Genomic DNA, 15,391 nt, shown 5'->3' on the forward strand with positions numbered 1-15,391 from the left:
CGTTACGAACTGTTACCTCATTACAATTTATTAAGTGGATCTATATTTATAAGCCCGCAACGCTGAAGAGCATCGTAGGTATTTTTCTTTTCAGCTGTTCTGTTGATAACAAGATCGTGGTCAAGAGACAGTATTTTCTCGTCGAAATTGCGCAAAACCTCGTCTATTTTTCCTACGAATTCCTTGTGCTGTGGCCTGTCTATATCCCCAGGGATCAAAGACTTTAGGGACTTCTCTGCCATGATTTTAGCCGAAGCATCACCCTCATTAGATGCAGAGAGCCATTTAGCTTCCTCATCTTCAGTCGCGGCCCCCGGGAGTGGAGTATCCTTATATTCCTCCGTATGACTCACGAGTACCGGTACAGAGGCCGACAAGACTGCGCCAGTGATGATTTCATTGCCGCTACCGATAACCTTTAATTGTGCCCCCCGATAAATCATCTGAGCCAATCCAATATTGCCTTTAGATAAAATGAATAATTTTTCGTTTAACTCATCATTTAATGGAGTTTCAACATTTGTCCATTGTAATGGCCATAAATAATGAATAAACGATTGCCAGTCTTGTGAATCGTATCTAACATTCTTAATTTTCATGTAACCACCAGACTCTGCCCGCCTGGCAATTCTCATTTTCTTTGTCAGCATCTCGTCAAAAGGATGATTTCCACAAAAAACCATAGATACCCCCATGGAATCTACAATTTCATGTAAAAAATCAATCAACTTACTCTCACCCCCGGTTCTTGAAAATTTAAGCCTCTGCATTTCATCAATAACAAGGATACCCAAAAATGATGATTTAATTCTTTGTGCAATCTGGCGAGCCAGAGCACCATTTCTAATCTCAGGTGTAGTTCGTTCAATACCAATTGCATCATCTAATTTTTGTAAAATCTCTTCACAAAGGTCTCTCACACTTGAATTGTATGGACAATTAATCTTTACCCATACAATTTGCTTACTGAAGCCGGGAAAAACTCCTTTATAGCTGCTGTGTTCTATAATCTGAGGGAAATGATCCATGACTTGCTCAATCATGGTAGTTTTTCCAGAACCACTCATTCCAACTATCGTAATAGTTTCAGCCTGGGATTTAAAATATCCACTTTCTGGCTCAATATCAGGACGCTCATTTCCATAGTAATGAAGATATTGAATTGTTCCGCTTTTTAAAGGATTACGAGCTGCATAGCTTTCCCTAAGTGCCCGTAAGATCATCTTATAAGCCTGGATAAGATTGGTTTGAGGGCAACGGAATTTCTTTATACGTTCGACATACTGCTCTCTAACATTCGCCGGGGCAGTCCAGCGGATTTTTTCGTCAATTTCGGGGAAATAACTCATTTCCAGAAGTACTTCATCTTCCGTAAGCGCTTCAGGAAGTGCTTCAATTAAGGGATTGCCACGATACTCAGGTAACTCCTGTTCTTTATATATCGCTGAAACGCGCCGTATAAGATTCATTATTCTGCGTCCTCAGTCTTCTTCTTACCTTTTAACCATCTTTGTTTCTCCTCCCGGCCAGGCAAAAGCAGAACATTACTGGATGAAGGAAGTAGGGGTTCAGATCTTCCATTAGCAACATGAGTTCGCCCTAATGAATCAAGTTCATTTTTCCTGTTCTTTTTAATATCTTTACCATGTACCCGGCGAGATTCGTATATTTCATTTAATCTTTCGTTACCTTTCCTGTTAAATTCATCTTTATTATTGATATTGCTGAGCGAATCCAGAGTAAATAAATTAATTTCTTTTTGAGTATCTACCCAATCAGCCATTACATCTGTATCAAGATGAGCTTTCCCTTTAAATACATCTCTTTTCTTAAGTAGGTAATGTTTTTTGAAAATGCTATTTTTGTCAAATCTTACATATATATAATCTACGCAATTGTCATCTATTCTTGCTTCACAAGTGGTTCTTCCAAATACTCTGACACCTGATGCAATTTCAGGATCACATTCATAAAAAAGATTATTGTACTGAATCCCACCGGCGGTAATGTTAGCGTTCACAGGGATTAACAATCGTGCGATCACTTCGTCGGCCCCAACGGCTCTTGCGCTGAATCTCCCGTGCTTTAAGCTTATCATCCAACTATTTTTTGGTGATATTACGAGATCATTTTCAATCAGTAAGGGATTGATATAAGCCAGTTCCTCATACGTTCTCTGATTATGTGCAAGTATCTCCCGAATCAGTAAAGACGTGACCTCCTGAATCGTTAAACAAGCCCTGGATTGCGGTGTTGGCTCTCCTTTAACAATCTTTCCCCTTCGTGTTGTTCCAATAAGCCTATGAATAACCTCATCATTCAGAATGCCGAAACAGCGTTCAACAATGCTTTTTCTGTCGCCTCTACCGACTGGCGCAAACTCAAGTTTTGTCAGGGGGGTCATCTCTTCCTGAGGTTTAAGACCAATCATCTCCCCGTTGTCACACATCAATGTTAATGGAATGTGAGAACAAGGCCAATCATCATCAGTAATAGAGATTCCAAATAATCTACAATATTCTTTTTTTGGCATAAAGCAATTTGCTAACGCTTGTCGGGCGGCTCGCCATGAAGCATGGTATAAAGAAACATGAAGGCCAACAATCATTCTTGTTGCACGATCCACCACTGTATAAATAGTAGGACGCCCAATGACTTTTCGTCTGTTTAAACTCGAAATAAGATGTACATCAGCGACAGTTGAGTCTATTTCGAAAACATCACCCGGCAAAACAGTTGTATTAGCCACACTACCTAAAAGCGCCCGCATTTTGAGGTCTATTTCTTTTTTCGTGTTCTTCTTATTTATCGAGAAATCTTTAGTGAAGAGTTTTTTATTCCAGTATGAAAATTGTTTTAAAGAAGGAACATATGGAGCTCTATTTTCTAGGTTTGCTGTTTTAATTTCATCCCTAAAATACAAATCAATATGTCTCTCTAATGTTTTCTTTATCGTATCTCCGTTAACTTTATAATGATACGTAATGAGAGATTTTCTAATATTATTTATATCTCTTTCATTAAGAATGAAAACACGTGATCGTTCATTAGGTAATGCTCTGTTTTTTTGGAATTCCCAAGTTTAATTTCATGTTTGATTCTACTTTTCCCAGCGGCGCCACAGTTCGAGAATGCGGGTAGCAATGCATAAATATCCTGCCCATGTCGCCAATACAACGCCAGAAGCGTTCTGATAGTATATTGTGATATTTTTTTATTTCTTGAGTAATCCATTAAAAGGTGCGACTTTTTATGTAATGCATAGTCGAACAGAAACATTCTGTCATCTACAAGATCTTTAATGATATTGTAATTTTCATCTCGCCTTCCTCTGTCTTTATCTGTTAATTCTTTCTCATCTACTAACATATATGAAGGATATATATAATCTTTACAAGTTATGCTATTTGATTCAATATAATATTTAAACATTGAAAATGAGAAAGGGATTGGCTTACCCGTTCTTTCTGATTTTATTTTAAACAAAATTAACAAATCGACCTTTCTGTCAAAATCCAAAACACGGTAAAGTCCCTCTGCAAGCAAATCAGTGCCTTGAGAGAGCCAGACTGAATTCCTAATAATATCCATTTGCGTTCAGTCCTATATAGTGGTCATTGGAAATTATCTTTATCAGACCGGTTTCGAGTATTGGATATGATAAATCAACATTTATCATTTTTAATCCAATCATTGCCTGCAATAACATCATCGCTTCTTGTGCATCTACCCCAAAGATTGATGAAATCATTGCACGTAGTCCTACTATGGGATAAACATCTGGTTTAAGCTTCCATAGGATTTTATCAAGAGGATATTTATCATAAAATTCAGAACCATCTCTTAATACAGAAGTAGCCCAGCAAATGTTTTTACCGACGACGTTATTGAGTTCCGAGCCAACATAAATTTGAAACTCAACATCAATCAACTGCCAAAACATCCTCTCTATTTCAAGTTTTTGGGCTTCGCGTTCAGGTATGCTCTCGTTATGTTTTACTGCTATAGCTTTGTATCGAAGTCCGCCTTCAGGAGTTCTCAAGGTCAGTAAAAAATCGGTTGTCATAACATTCAGAACTTCGACAGGTACTCCTCTTACTCCCCTCACCATAGGATGTTGAAAATGTTGATGATTTGCTATTTGTTGGGTAAGCCGGAGAGGAAAGAGTGGGAATTGTTCCCGGATATCAATCACCGAGTCATTAAACTCAGCCAGATAGAAAAAGTTACTTTCGACAGAAGAAAGGAGATGATGGTTTCGAAACGTCTTAAGGCCAAAGACTATCGAACGGTTTCCACGGGATTTAACGTCCTGAGCTCTAAGCCAGGGCTGATAACTTTGGCCATAGCCCACTCCTATGCCGTCACCTAGCGCATTTTCATAATCCAAATAGGATTTGAGACGCCTACCCCTAGCCATGATCGTACCCTAAAAACGACATTGATACGTACCTATATGTGCATTTTATAGTCTCCAACCCTATAACCACACATTCAGTAAGTATACAACATTAGCGTCGTTTTTTGAGAATGGTTACAACTTTAGTGCTTTGTGTACAACTTTATTGTCCTCGGACATCTGCCAGCGCCTGCGCGCAGGCCCAGGCGCTCGCCCACGCCCACTGGAAGTTGTACCCGCCAAGCCAGCCGGCCACATCCATCACTTCGCCGATAAAATAGAGCCCCGGCACGTTGCGCGCTTCCATAGTGCGGGAAGAGAGTTCATTCGTGTCAACGCCGCCCAGCGTCACTTCCGCGGTACGGTAGCCTTCGGTGCCGTTTGGCTGAACGCGCCAGTTTGTCAGGGTCTCCACCAGCATCTCCTGCTCGCGGCTGTTAAGCTGCTTAAGCGACACGTCCGGGATCTGCCCCAGCACCTGCAAACACTCCACCAGACGTTTTGGCAGCTGCATCGCCAGGGTATTTTTCAGGCTCTGATTCGGGTGCGCGGCGCGCTGTTCATTGAGGAACGCGTCCAGATCGCTGTCCGGCACCAGATTCACCGAGACAAATTCCCCCGGCTGCCAGTAGCTGGAGATTTGCAGGACCGCCGGGCCGGAGAGGCCGCGGTGGGTAAAAAGCAGGTTTTCGCGAAACACCGTGCCGTCTTCGGCGGTAATAACGGAGGGAACAGAGACGCCGGACAGCGTCTGAAGCTGTTCCAGAAGCGGTTTATGCAGCGTGAACGGCACCAGGCCCGCGCGCGTAGGCAAAACTTTCAGGCCAAACTGTTCGGCAATCTTGTAGCCGAACGGGGAAGCGCCCAGGCCCGGCATAGAGAGGCCGCCGCTGGCGATCACCAGGCTATCGGCGCTGACGGTTTCACCGTTCAGCTGCAGCGTGTAGCCCTGTTCGTCGCGGGCGACCTCCAGCACCTCCGTGCGCAGGCGCATCACTACCCCGCCCTTCTCGCACTCGGCCACCAGCATGTCGACAATCTGCTGCGCGGAGTCGTCGCAGAACAGCTGTCCCAGCGTCTTTTCATGCCACGCGATGCCGTGCTTGCCCACCAGATCGATAAAGTCCCACTGGGTGTAACGCGCCAGCGCAGATTTACAAAAATGACGGTTCTGGCTCAAATAGGCCGCGGGCTCAACATACAGATTAGTAAAGTTGCAGCGCCCGCCGCCGGACATCAGGATCTTACGGCCTAGCTTTTTACCGTTATCCAGCAGCAGCACGCGACGACCCGCCTGTCCGGCCATCGCCGCACAAAACATACCCGCCGCACCGGCGCCAATTACTACGGCATCAAACCTTTCCACGTCAAAACCCTCTTTGTTCACTGCCGCGGATTGTAAAGTTTCCTCTGTGGTCACACCAGCGTAAAAAGATATTACAAAGCCATTTCATTGAAATTTAAAGAATATCCTTTCGGGCACTTTTCCCAAAGCAGGTGGTATGTCAAAAAAAGTCTATATTTCACTTTGCCCGCCGTGCATTTGTCCTGGATAATGCGCCGCGTTCATGTCCTCAAAATGGCGTAACGTCCTATGCTACATTTGTTTGCCGGCCTGGATTTACATACCGGGCTTTTATTATTGCTTGCTCTGGTTTTTGTACTGTTTTACGAAGCGATCAACGGCTTCCACGACACTGCAAACGCAGTAGCGACGGTTATCTACACTCGCGCAATGCGATCGCAGCTTGCGGTTGTTATGGCGGCGGTATTTAACTTTTTTGGTGTCCTCCTGGGCGGACTGAGCGTTGCGTATGCCATTGTGCATATGCTGCCAACGGATCTGCTGCTTAACGTAAGTTCTGGCCATGGCCTCGCTATGGTGTTCTCAATGCTGCTAGCTGCAATTATCTGGAACCTCGGTACCTGGTATTTCGGCCTGCCTGCATCCAGTTCTCACACCCTCATCGGCGCGATTATCGGTATCGGGTTAACCAACGCCCTGATGACCGGTACATCTGTTGTTGATGCGTTAAACATCCCGAAAGTACTGGGGATCTTTGCCTCTCTCATCGTCTCCCCTATCGTGGGTCTGGTGGTGGCCGGCGGGCTGATCTTCATCCTGCGTCGTTACTGGAGCAATACCAAAAAACGCTCCCGTATTCACCTGACGCCAGCAGAGCGTGAAAAGAAAGACGGCAAGAAAAAGCCGCCGTTCTGGACGCGTATTGCCCTGATCATTTCCGCTATCGGCGTGGCGTTCTCACACGGCGCGAACGATGGCCAGAAAGGCATTGGTCTGGTGATGCTGGTACTGATCGGCGTTGCTCCGGCAGGCTTCGTGGTTAACATGAACGCCTCCGGCTACGAAATCACCCGTACCCGCGATGCGGTCAACAACGTTGAAACCTATTTCCAGCAGCACCCTGAGCTGCTGAAAAAAGCGACCGGCGTTGACCAGCTGATCCCGTCTCCGGAAGCCGGTGCTACCACCGCGCCGGGCGAATTCCACTGCCATCCGGCAAACGCGATCAACGCGCTGGAACGTGCGAAAGGCATGCTGGACAATATCGAAAGCTATGACAAACTGACCGTTGAGCAGCGTGGTCAGCTGCGTCGCATTATGCTGTGCATCTCTGATGTAACGGATAAAGTGGCGAAGCTGCCTGACGTGAATGCTGACGACCAGCGTCTCCTGAAGAAGCTGAAAGGCGATATGCTCAACACCATTGAGTACGCGCCAATCTGGATCATCATGGCGGTCGCGCTGGCGCTCGGTATCGGTACGATGATTGGCTGGCGCCGCGTGGCGACCACCATCGGCGAGAAGATCGGTAAGAAAGGCATGACCTATGCGCAGGGAATGTCCGCGCAGATGACGGCGGCGGTTTCTATCGGTCTGGCGAGCTACACCGGTATGCCTGTCTCAACCACCCACGTACTTTCTTCGTCCGTGGCGGGTACCATGATTGTTGACGGTGGCGGCCTGCAGCGCAAAACCGTAACCAACATTCTGATGGCCTGGGTGTTCACCCTTCCGGCCTCTATCCTGCTGTCTGGCGGTCTGTACTGGATTTCGCTGAAGCTGATTTAATCGATTGATGGCGATAAAAAAGCGGGTCAGGAAACTGACCCGCTTTTTTTTATGCTCAGTGCCAAATCATCAATGCAATCATACTGACCACGACCAGCCCGCACAGGGCGCTGGTCAAAATGAACTGACGACGCAGGCGCTCGCAGCGACGGATAAACTCTTCATCGTGATGATCGCGGTAGCGCTGATAGTAGATGTATCCCACCAGACGCATCTGTTTGCTGGGCTGTCCATGCGAGGTGAAGAACCCTCCACCGTCCACATACTGATAAAGCAACGGATCGCAACCACGAAGTACCACTAACAGCGCGCGTAACGATGAGAAGTAGCGCGCCATATTCACTATGCAAACCACGCATAACGCCCAAAACAATGCGACGGTGCTAATCATACATCCTCCCCGGCGTCCGCCCACGAAGCAAGGCTTCTGAGCTACCGCACCCCAATGCCCTGACAGACAGTTCAGTGAAAGAATGACCAAAAGTCGATCCGGTTCGCGTTTTAATATCCGAACGGCTCATTTAATAGTGTAGGAGATCCGTTAATTTTTTTGCCACAAGGTTAATCGTTATCAACACCAAAGCTTGAAAAATATGTTTAACTGGGCCGTAATGAAAGTATCAGACGACGGCATTCTCATTTAGTCATCGATAACTTAAGGAAGGAGTAACACTATGGCTTACAAACACATTCTCATCGCGGTAGACCTCTCACCAGAGAGCAAAGTGCTGGTTGATAAAGCGGTATCCATGGCACGTCCCTACAACGCGAAAGTTTCCCTGATTCACGTTGATGTGAATTACTCCGACCTCTACACCGGTCTGATCGACGTGAATCTCGGCGATATGCAGAAGCGTATCTCCGAAGAGACGCACCACGCCCTGAGCGAACTCTCCACCAACGCGGGCTACCCGATTACCGAGACCCTGAGCGGCAGCGGCGACCTCGGCCAGGTGCTGGTTGATGCAATCAAGAAATACGATATGGACCTGGTCGTGTGCGGTCACCACCAGGACTTCTGGAGCAAGCTGATGTCTTCCGCACGTCAGCTGATCAACACCGTTCACGTGGATATGCTGATTGTTCCGCTGCGTGACGAAGAAGACGAGTAAGTAAGGTACAAACCTTACCCCTCACCCTAACCCTCTCCCCATAGGGGAGAGGGAACGATCGAGCCCCTCGCCCCTATGGGGAGAGGGGTTGGGGTGAGGGGATATAGATATCAAACCGGTGCCCTTTGGTGGTCACCGCGTTAGTGGTCGCCACGTCCGCCAGCGGCGGCGCGTAGTCAGGGCGCTTCACCACCACCCGCTTCGTCGCGAGCTGACGAGCCGGCTCCAGCAGGCCGTCGGCATCCAAATCCGGCCCCACCAGCGACTGAAACACCCGCATCTCTTTCTTCACCAGCGCGCTTTTCTGCTTATGCGGGAACATCGGGTCGAGATAGACCACCTGCGGACGCGGGGTGATGTCGGTCAGCGCCGTCAGGCTTGACGCGTGGATCAGCTGCAACCGCTCCTGCAGCCACGGCCCGATCTCCGGGTCCGCGTAGCCGCGGTTCAGACCGTCGTCGAGCAGGGCCGCCACCACCGGATTACGCTCCAGCATCCGCACGCGACAGCCGACAGATGCCAGCACAAAGGCATCGCGCCCCAGCCCCGCCGTGGCGTCGACCACGTCCGGGAGATAGCTCCCTTTGATGCCCACCGCTTTGGCTACCGCCTCGCCGCGACCGCCGCCGAACTTGCGCCGGTGCGCCATCGTGCCGCCAACAAAATCGACGAAAATCCCGCCGAGCTTCGGCTCGTCGCGCTTGCGTAATTCAAGATGCTCTGGCGTCATCACCAGCGCCATCGGGTTTTCATCATCGTGCTCCAGCCCCCAGCGGGCGGCCAGAACGGATAAGGCGCCGTCTCCGGCGCCTGTTTCATCCACTAAGCAGATCTTCACGTAACAATCAGCCTTTGATCCCGTAATGCTCAAGCATCGCATCCAGCTGAGGCTCGCGGCCGCGGAAGCGTTTGAACAGCTCCATGGGCTCTTCGGAGCCGCCGCGGGTCAGGATGTTGTCGAGGAACGACTGCCCGGTTTCGCGGTTGAAGATCCCCTCTTCTTCGAAGCGGGAGAAGGCATCTGCCGCCAGCACGTCGGCCCACAGGTAGCTGTAGTAACCCGCCGCGTAGCCGCCCGCGAAGATGTGGCTGAACGCATGCGGGAAGCGGCCCCAGGTTGGCCCAGGGATCACGGCAACCTGCTTTTTAATCTCGGCCAGCGTTTCAAGGATTTTCGCCCCCTGCTCCGGGCTGAACTCGGCGTGCAGGCGGAAGTCGAACAGGCCGAACTCCAGCTGACGCAGGATAAACATCGCCGCCTGGTAGTTCTTCGCCGCCAGCATTTTATCCAGCAGTTCTTTCGGCAGCGGTTCACCGGTCTCATAGTGGCCGGAGATAAACGCCAGCGCGTCCGGCTCCCAGCACCAGTTTTCCATAAACTGGCTTGGCAGCTCGACCGCATCCCACGGCACGCCGCTGATGCCGGCCACGCCTGCGGTTTCGATGCGGGTCAGCATGTGGTGCAGGCCGTGACCGAACTCGTGGAACAGGGTAATCACTTCGTCGTGGGTGAACAGCGCGGGTTTGCCGTTTACCGGACGGTTAAAGTTACAGGTCAGGTAGGCAACCGGCTTTTGCAGGGAACCGTCGGCTTTACGCATCTGGCCCACGCAGTCGTCCATCCACGCCCCGCCGCGCTTGTTCTCACGCGCGTAGAGATCGAGGTAGAAGCTGCCGCGCAGCTCGTTTTTCTCGTCATACAGTTCGAAGAAGCGCACGTCCGGATGCCAGACGTCGATATCGGTACGCTCTTTCGCGGTGATGCCGTAGATGCGCTTCACCACTTCAAACAGGCCGTTAACGGCTTTGTTTTCCGGGAAATACGGGCGCAGCTGCTCGTCGCTGATGCTGTAGAGATGCTGCTTCTGTTTTTCGCTGTAGTAGGCAATGTCCCACGGCTGCAGCTCGTCCACGCCGAACTCCGCTTTCGCAAAGGCGCGCAGCTGGGCCAGCTCTTTCTCACCCTGAGGACGGGCGCGTTTCGCCAGATCGGTCAGGAAATCGAGCACCTGCTGCGGGTTTTCCGCCATTTTGGTGGCGAGAGATTTGTCGGCGTAGTTTTCAAAGCCCAGCAGCTGGGCCAGCTCGTGGCGCAGGGCAAGGATTTCCGCCATCACCGGGCTGTTGTCCCACTTACCGGCATTCGGCCCCTGATCGGAGGCGCGGGTGCTGTAGGCGCGGTACATCTCTTCGCGCAGGGCCTGGTTGTCGCAGTAGGTCATCACCGGCAGATAGCTCGGGATATCCAGCGTTAACAGGTAGCCGTCCTGCTCTTTCGCCTCGGCCTGGGCTTTTGCTGCCGCCAGGGCGCTTTCCGGCATGCCCGCCAGCTCCGCTTCGTCGGTAATCAGCTTCGTCCAGCCCATGGTGGCGTCGAGCACGTTGTTGCTGTACTGGTTGCCCAGCTCGGACAGGCGCGCGGCAATTTCACCGTAACGGGTCTGCTTCTCTTTTGGCAGGCCAATCCCGGACAGCTCAAAATCACGCAGGGCGTTATCGACTGATTTTTTCTGCGCCGTGTTCAGCTCGGCATAATGGTCGCCGTCGCGCAGGTCGCGGTAGGCTTTGTAGAGCCCTTCGTGCTGGCCGACCCAGGTGCTGTACTCAGAGAGCAGCGGCAGGGTCTGTTCGTAGGCTTCGCGCAGTTCCGGGCTGTTTTTTACCGAGTTCAGGTGGCTCACCGGGGAGAAGATACGCCCCAGCACGTCGTCCACTTCGGCCAGCGGCTGACACAGATTTTCCCAGGTGTACGGCGCGCCCTGCGCTACCACGCTTTCTACCGCCGCGCGGCAGTTGTCCAGCGATTGCGTCACGGCTGGAACCACATGCTCGGGGAGGATTTTAGAAAACGGCGGCAACGAAAAAGGCGTCAGTAATGGATTGGTCATAAGCGCTGTCCTGTTGAAATAGGTGAATGAAGCGCGCATCCGGCGCTGTGCATATGGGATCTAGAATGGGGTTAAGTGTAGAGGATTTCAATGCCGGACGTCGGGGAAAAGCGCCCGGTAGCGCGACGCTTGCCGGGCCTACGGGTAATCTGTGCCGTTCTGCTGTAAACTGTGGCAAATCGTCAATTCAGCGGAAAATCATTACCCATGCTCAGTTATCGCCACAGCTTCCACGCTGGCAACCATGCCGACGTCCTCAAACACACCGTTCAGAGCCTGATCATCGAATCGCTCAAAGAGAAAGAGAAGCCGTTTCTCTATCTGGACACGCACGCGGGCGCGGGCCGTTATCAGCTGAGCGGCGAGCATGCCGAGCGTACCGGTGAATATCTGGAAGGGATTGCCCACATCTGGCAGCAGGACGACCTGCCTGCCGAGCTGGAGCCGTACATCGGCGTGGTGAACCACTTCAACCGCAACGGCCAGCTGCGCTACTACCCGGGCTCGCCGCTGATTGCCCGCCAGCTGCTGCGCGAGCAGGACAGCATTCAGCTGACCGAGCTGCATCCGAGCGACTTCCCGCTGCTGCGGTCTGAATTCCAGAAAGACAGCCGCGCGCGCGTGGAAAAAGCCGACGGCTACCAGCAGCTGAAGGCCAAGCTGCCGCCGGTTTCCCGCCGTGGCCTGGTGCTGATCGACCCGCCTTACGAAATTAAAACCGACTATCAGGCGGTGGTGACCGGCATCCACGAAGGCTACAAACGCTTCGCCACCGGGACATACGCCCTGTGGTATCCGGTGGTGCTGCGTGCGCAAATCAAGCGCATGATCAAGGATCTGGAAGCCACCGGCATCCGCAAAATCCTGCAGATCGAGCTGGCGATACGTCCGGACAGCGACCAGCGCGGCATGACCGCCTCGGGCATGATCGTCATTAACCCACCGTGGAAGCTCGAAGCGCAGATGAACAACGTGCTGCCGTGGCTGCACAAAACGCTGGTGCCGGCCGGTACGGGCCACGCTACCGTCAGCTGGATTGTGCCGGAGTAATCGCAGCCATCGGTGGAAACTATTGATTTCATGTATACAATCGCGGCAATTCACGATTAAGGACAAAAGCTATGACTAAGCATTATGACTACATCGCAATCGGCGGCGGCAGCGGCGGCATCGCCTCCATCAACCGTGCGGCCATGTACGGCCAGAAGTGCGCGCTGATTGAAGCCAAAGAACTTGGCGGCACCTGCGTAAACGTGGGTTGTGTACCGAAGAAAGTGATGTGGCATGCGGCGCAAATCCGCGAAGCGATCCATATGTACGGCCCGGACTACGGCTTTGACACCACCCTTAACCACTTCGACTGGGACAAGCTGATCGCCAGCCGTACCGCCTACATCGACCGTATTCACACCTCCTACGACAACGTGCTGGGCAAGAACAACGTCGACGTGATCCGCGGCTTCGCCCGCTTTGTGGACGCGAAAACGATCGAAGTGAACGGTGAGACGATCACCGCCGATCACATCCTGATCGCCACCGGCGGTCGTCCGAGCCACCCGAACATCCCGGGCGTGGAATACGGCATTGATTCCGACGGTTTCTTCGAGCTGCCTGCCCTGCCCAAGCGCGTTGCCGTGGTGGGCGCGGGCTATATCGCGGTAGAGCTGGCGGGCGTGATTAACGGCCTGGGCGCGGAAGCGCACCTGTTCGTGCGTAAACACGCGCCTCTGCGCAGCTTTGACCCGCTGATTGTCGACACCCTGGTTGAAGTGATGAACGCCGAAGGCCCGACCCTGCACACCCACGCCGTGCCAAAAGCGGTGGTGAAAAACGCGGACGGCAGCCTGACGCTGGAGCTGGAGGATGGCCGTAGCCAGACCGTCGATTGCCTGATCTGGGCGATTGGCCGTGAACCGGCGAACGACAACTTCAACCTGGCCGTCACCGGCGTGAAAACCGACGAAAAAGGCTACATCGTCGTTGATAAGTTCCAGAACACCAGCGTACCGGGCATTTACGCAGTCGGCGATAACACCGGCGCGGTTGAGCTGACCCCGGTGGCCGTTGCGGCGGGTCGTCGCCTCTCTGAACGCCTGTTTAACAACAAGCCGGATGAACATCTGGACTACAGCAATATCCCGACCGTGGTCTTCAGCCATCCACCAATCGGCACCGTTGGCTTAACCGAGCCGCAGGCGCGCGAGCAGTATGGCGACGACCAGGTGAAAGTGTATAAATCGGCGTTCACCGCGATGTACACCGCCGTCACCTCTCACCGTCAGCCGTGCCGCATGAAGCTGGTCTGCGTCGGCCCGGACGAGAAGATTGTCGGTATCCACGGCATCGGCTTCGGCATGGACGAGATCCTGCAGGGCTTCGCCGTGGCGCTGAAGATGGGCGCAACCAAGAAAGACTTCGACAACACGGTGGCCATCCACCCAACGGCGGCGGAAGAGTTCGTGACCATGCGTTAAGGGCTTTTCGCAGGAAAGTACGTCATAAAAAACTGGCCTTCGCGGGCCAGTTTTTTTTATGGCTCGATAATTTAAAGGCAAAGCATCATCATCCCAGTGAATACAAAACCATCAGCACGCTAAAAAGGAATTGAGATGAAAGCGCTTATTGGGTTGACCCTGCTTCTTTTTTGCTTTGCCGCCTCCTCGTCTGACCAAATGGCCTTCTGGGATACCCCTCAGCACGGTGGAAACAGCTTTAACCGCCTGCCGCCCACGCAGGAATACTACGACGCGCTGCGCGGCTATGGCGCGACGTGGGTTCGCCTGTCTTATGACAAATGGAAGCCTGCCGGGAGAGATTTCCTTCTCGGCAACGCCGACGGCTACCGCGGGCTCGAGGCCGCAGACCTCGCGACGCTCAAAGACGCCATCAGAAAAGCACACGCGGCCGGGCTACAGGTCGTCATTGCCCCCCTCTCTTTACCGGGCATGCGCTGGGCGCAAAATAACAATAATCAGTTTGACGACCGCATCTGGCAGGACAAAAAATACTGGCAGGAAGCGGCCCGGTTCTGGCGTGATTTAGCCCAGGCCCTGAAGGACGAACCGGGCATCGCCGCCTGGAATCTGATCAATGAACCCGCGCCCGAAAAAAGAGGCAACATTAGCGAGCAGGCATCGCCTGAGGCGTTAAAAGCCTGGTATCAGCAGCAGCAAAGCACGGCGCGTAACCTCCCCGCACTCTACAATCAGATCGTCGCCGCTATCCGCGAGGTCGATGCCACCACACCGATTATGGTCGATGGAGGCTGGTACGCCTCCGCGCGCGGTTTTTCCGGCTGGCCGTCCGCGCTTGAGGATAAACGGGTGCTGTACAGCTTCCACATGTACGAGCCCTATGATTTCACCAGCGCGCCAAATGCGCGCCGCAAGGTGCCGTTCGACTATCCCGGCATGGTCACGTTCGGCGGTAAAAAGGTGAAATGGGATGCTGCGGCCATAGAAAAATGGATGAACGCGCCCTTTGACTGGGCGAAGCAGAACGGCATTCCTGCCAACCGGGTTGTCGCGGGAGAGTTTGGCTGCGTTCGCACGCTGCCGGGCTGTGAGCAGTGGCTTGATGATGTCCTGACCGTCCTCGACAAGCATCGTGCACACTGGGCATTCTATGCTTTTCGTGAAGATGCCTGGGACGCCATGGACTATGAGCTGGGAAAAAAACCGGTGCCGTGGGCCTACTGGAAAGCCATCGACGATAATACACCTGATACCCTCCCGCGCCATTCCACCGAGGAATTCGAACCGATTGCAAAGCGGCTAAAACAAGGCCGGTGATACGCGGAGCCGGCCTCTTGTTCAGTAGCCTTTTTTGACGAGGCTACTGTTAACATACATAAATCGTTGCAAAACGAATGCTCCGAAAAGAGTGATCTACCGCACAT

Annotated in this window: 11 protein-coding genes and 1 pseudogene; 5 read left to right on the top strand and 7 right to left on the bottom strand. The window is 52.1% G+C overall.

Going from position 1 to position 15,391, the window contains the following annotated elements; all coding sequences use genetic code 11:
* Positions 1-20 precede the first annotated feature (20 nt).
* The 4 genes and pseudogenes from FY206_RS23165 to FY206_RS23180 all read right to left on the bottom strand — a co-directional run bounded on the left by FY206_RS23165 (position 21) and on the right by FY206_RS23180 (position 5,765).
* Positions 21-1,469: an ATP-binding protein gene (locus FY206_RS23165; protein WP_077064402.1), complete on the bottom strand. Its 1,449-nt coding sequence runs from the start codon at positions 1,467-1,469 to the stop codon at positions 21-23.
* Positions 1,469-3,591, bottom strand: a pseudogene (locus FY206_RS23170) (transposase). Before FY206_RS23170 ends, FY206_RS23165 begins: the two are co-directional and overlap by 1 nt.
* Positions 3,578-4,420 (bottom strand): TnsA endonuclease N-terminal domain-containing protein, encoded by an 843-nt coding sequence (locus FY206_RS23175; protein WP_080500343.1) that lies wholly within the window; start codon positions 4,418-4,420, stop codon positions 3,578-3,580. The pseudogene FY206_RS23170 and the gene FY206_RS23175 overlap by 14 nt, the downstream one beginning before the upstream one ends.
* Positions 4,421-4,562: 142 nt before the next feature.
* Entirely contained in the window at positions 4,563-5,765 is a 1,203-nt protein-coding gene (locus tag FY206_RS23180) for a BaiN/RdsA family NAD(P)/FAD-dependent oxidoreductase (protein WP_045890221.1), read from the bottom strand.
* 228 nt (positions 5,766-5,993) lie between these two features.
* Here FY206_RS23180 and pitA point away from each other — a divergent pair, with 228 nt between their 5' ends.
* Positions 5,994-7,493, top strand: coding sequence for an inorganic phosphate transporter PitA (gene pitA, locus FY206_RS23185; RefSeq protein ID WP_032644613.1), 1,500 nt, complete (start codon positions 5,994-5,996; stop codon positions 7,491-7,493).
* A 55-nt stretch (positions 7,494-7,548) separates the two neighbouring features.
* On the opposite strand, the gene uspB is transcribed toward pitA, so the two are convergent.
* On the bottom strand, positions 7,549-7,884 hold the full coding sequence (gene uspB / locus FY206_RS23190; protein ID WP_003861224.1) for a universal stress protein UspB: 336 nt from the start codon (positions 7,882-7,884) through the stop codon (positions 7,549-7,551).
* 283 nt (positions 7,885-8,167) lie between these two features.
* On the opposite strand from uspB, the gene uspA reads away from it, so the two are divergent.
* Positions 8,168-8,605: a universal stress protein UspA gene (gene uspA / locus FY206_RS23195; RefSeq protein WP_003861223.1), complete on the top strand. Its 438-nt coding sequence runs from the start codon at positions 8,168-8,170 to the stop codon at positions 8,603-8,605.
* 73 nt (positions 8,606-8,678) lie between these two features.
* Here uspA and rsmJ read toward each other — a convergent pair whose 3' ends face one another.
* Both rsmJ and prlC read right to left on the bottom strand, forming a co-directional pair.
* A complete protein-coding gene (gene rsmJ / locus FY206_RS23200; RefSeq protein ID WP_032644614.1) occupies positions 8,679-9,443 on the bottom strand; it encodes a 16S rRNA (guanine(1516)-N(2))-methyltransferase RsmJ in 765 nt (254 codons plus the stop codon).
* A 7-nt stretch (positions 9,444-9,450) separates the two neighbouring features.
* Entirely contained in the window at positions 9,451-11,493 is a 2,043-nt protein-coding gene (gene prlC / locus FY206_RS23205; RefSeq protein WP_045890213.1) for an oligopeptidase A, read from the bottom strand.
* 207 nt (positions 11,494-11,700) lie between these two features.
* On the opposite strand from prlC, the gene FY206_RS23210 reads away from it, so the two are divergent.
* From FY206_RS23210 to FY206_RS23220, 3 genes are all read left to right on the top strand, one after another.
* Entirely contained in the window at positions 11,701-12,543 is an 843-nt protein-coding gene (locus FY206_RS23210) for a 23S rRNA (adenine(2030)-N(6))-methyltransferase RlmJ (RefSeq protein WP_032644616.1), read from the top strand.
* Between the two features lie 71 nt (positions 12,544-12,614).
* Positions 12,615-13,967 (top strand): glutathione-disulfide reductase, encoded by a 1,353-nt coding sequence (gorA, locus tag FY206_RS23215; RefSeq protein ID WP_032644617.1) that lies wholly within the window; start codon positions 12,615-12,617, stop codon positions 13,965-13,967.
* Positions 13,968-14,102: 135 nt separating this feature from the next.
* Positions 14,103-15,284 carry a glycoside hydrolase family 5 protein gene (locus FY206_RS23220; protein WP_080283048.1) on the top strand — a complete coding sequence of 394 codons (1,182 nt, stop codon included), beginning with the start codon at positions 14,103-14,105 and terminating at the stop codon, positions 15,282-15,284.
* Positions 15,285-15,391 lie beyond the last annotated feature (107 nt).

This window comes from Enterobacter chengduensis, assembly GCF_001984825.2.
GTDB lineage: Bacteria > Pseudomonadota > Gammaproteobacteria > Enterobacterales > Enterobacteriaceae > Enterobacter > Enterobacter chengduensis.

Bases quoted from the DNA above. Each gene is read 5' to 3' on its own strand.
- pitA (WP_032644613.1), top strand. From the start codon at position 5,994: ATGCTACATTTGTTTGCCGGCCTGGATTTACATACCGGGCTTTTATTA.
- FY206_RS23220 (WP_080283048.1), top strand. From the start codon at position 14,103: ATGAAAGCGCTTATTGGGTTGACCCTGCTTCTTTTTTGCTTTGCCGCC.
- uspB (WP_003861224.1), bottom strand. From the start codon at position 7,884: ATGATTAGCACCGTCGCATTGTTTTGGGCGTTATGCGTGGTTTGCATA.
- FY206_RS23165 (WP_077064402.1), bottom strand. From the start codon at position 1,469: ATGAATCTTATACGGCGCGTTTCAGCGATATATAAAGAACAGGAGTTA.
- FY206_RS23210 (WP_032644616.1), top strand. From the start codon at position 11,701: ATGCTCAGTTATCGCCACAGCTTCCACGCTGGCAACCATGCCGACGTC.
- prlC (WP_045890213.1), bottom strand. From the start codon at position 11,493: ATGACCAATCCATTACTGACGCCTTTTTCGTTGCCGCCGTTTTCTAAA.
- FY206_RS23175 (WP_080500343.1), bottom strand. From the start codon at position 4,420: ATGGCTAGGGGTAGGCGTCTCAAATCCTATTTGGATTATGAAAATGCG.
- gorA (WP_032644617.1), top strand. From the start codon at position 12,615: ATGACTAAGCATTATGACTACATCGCAATCGGCGGCGGCAGCGGCGGC.
- uspA (WP_003861223.1), top strand. From the start codon at position 8,168: ATGGCTTACAAACACATTCTCATCGCGGTAGACCTCTCACCAGAGAGC.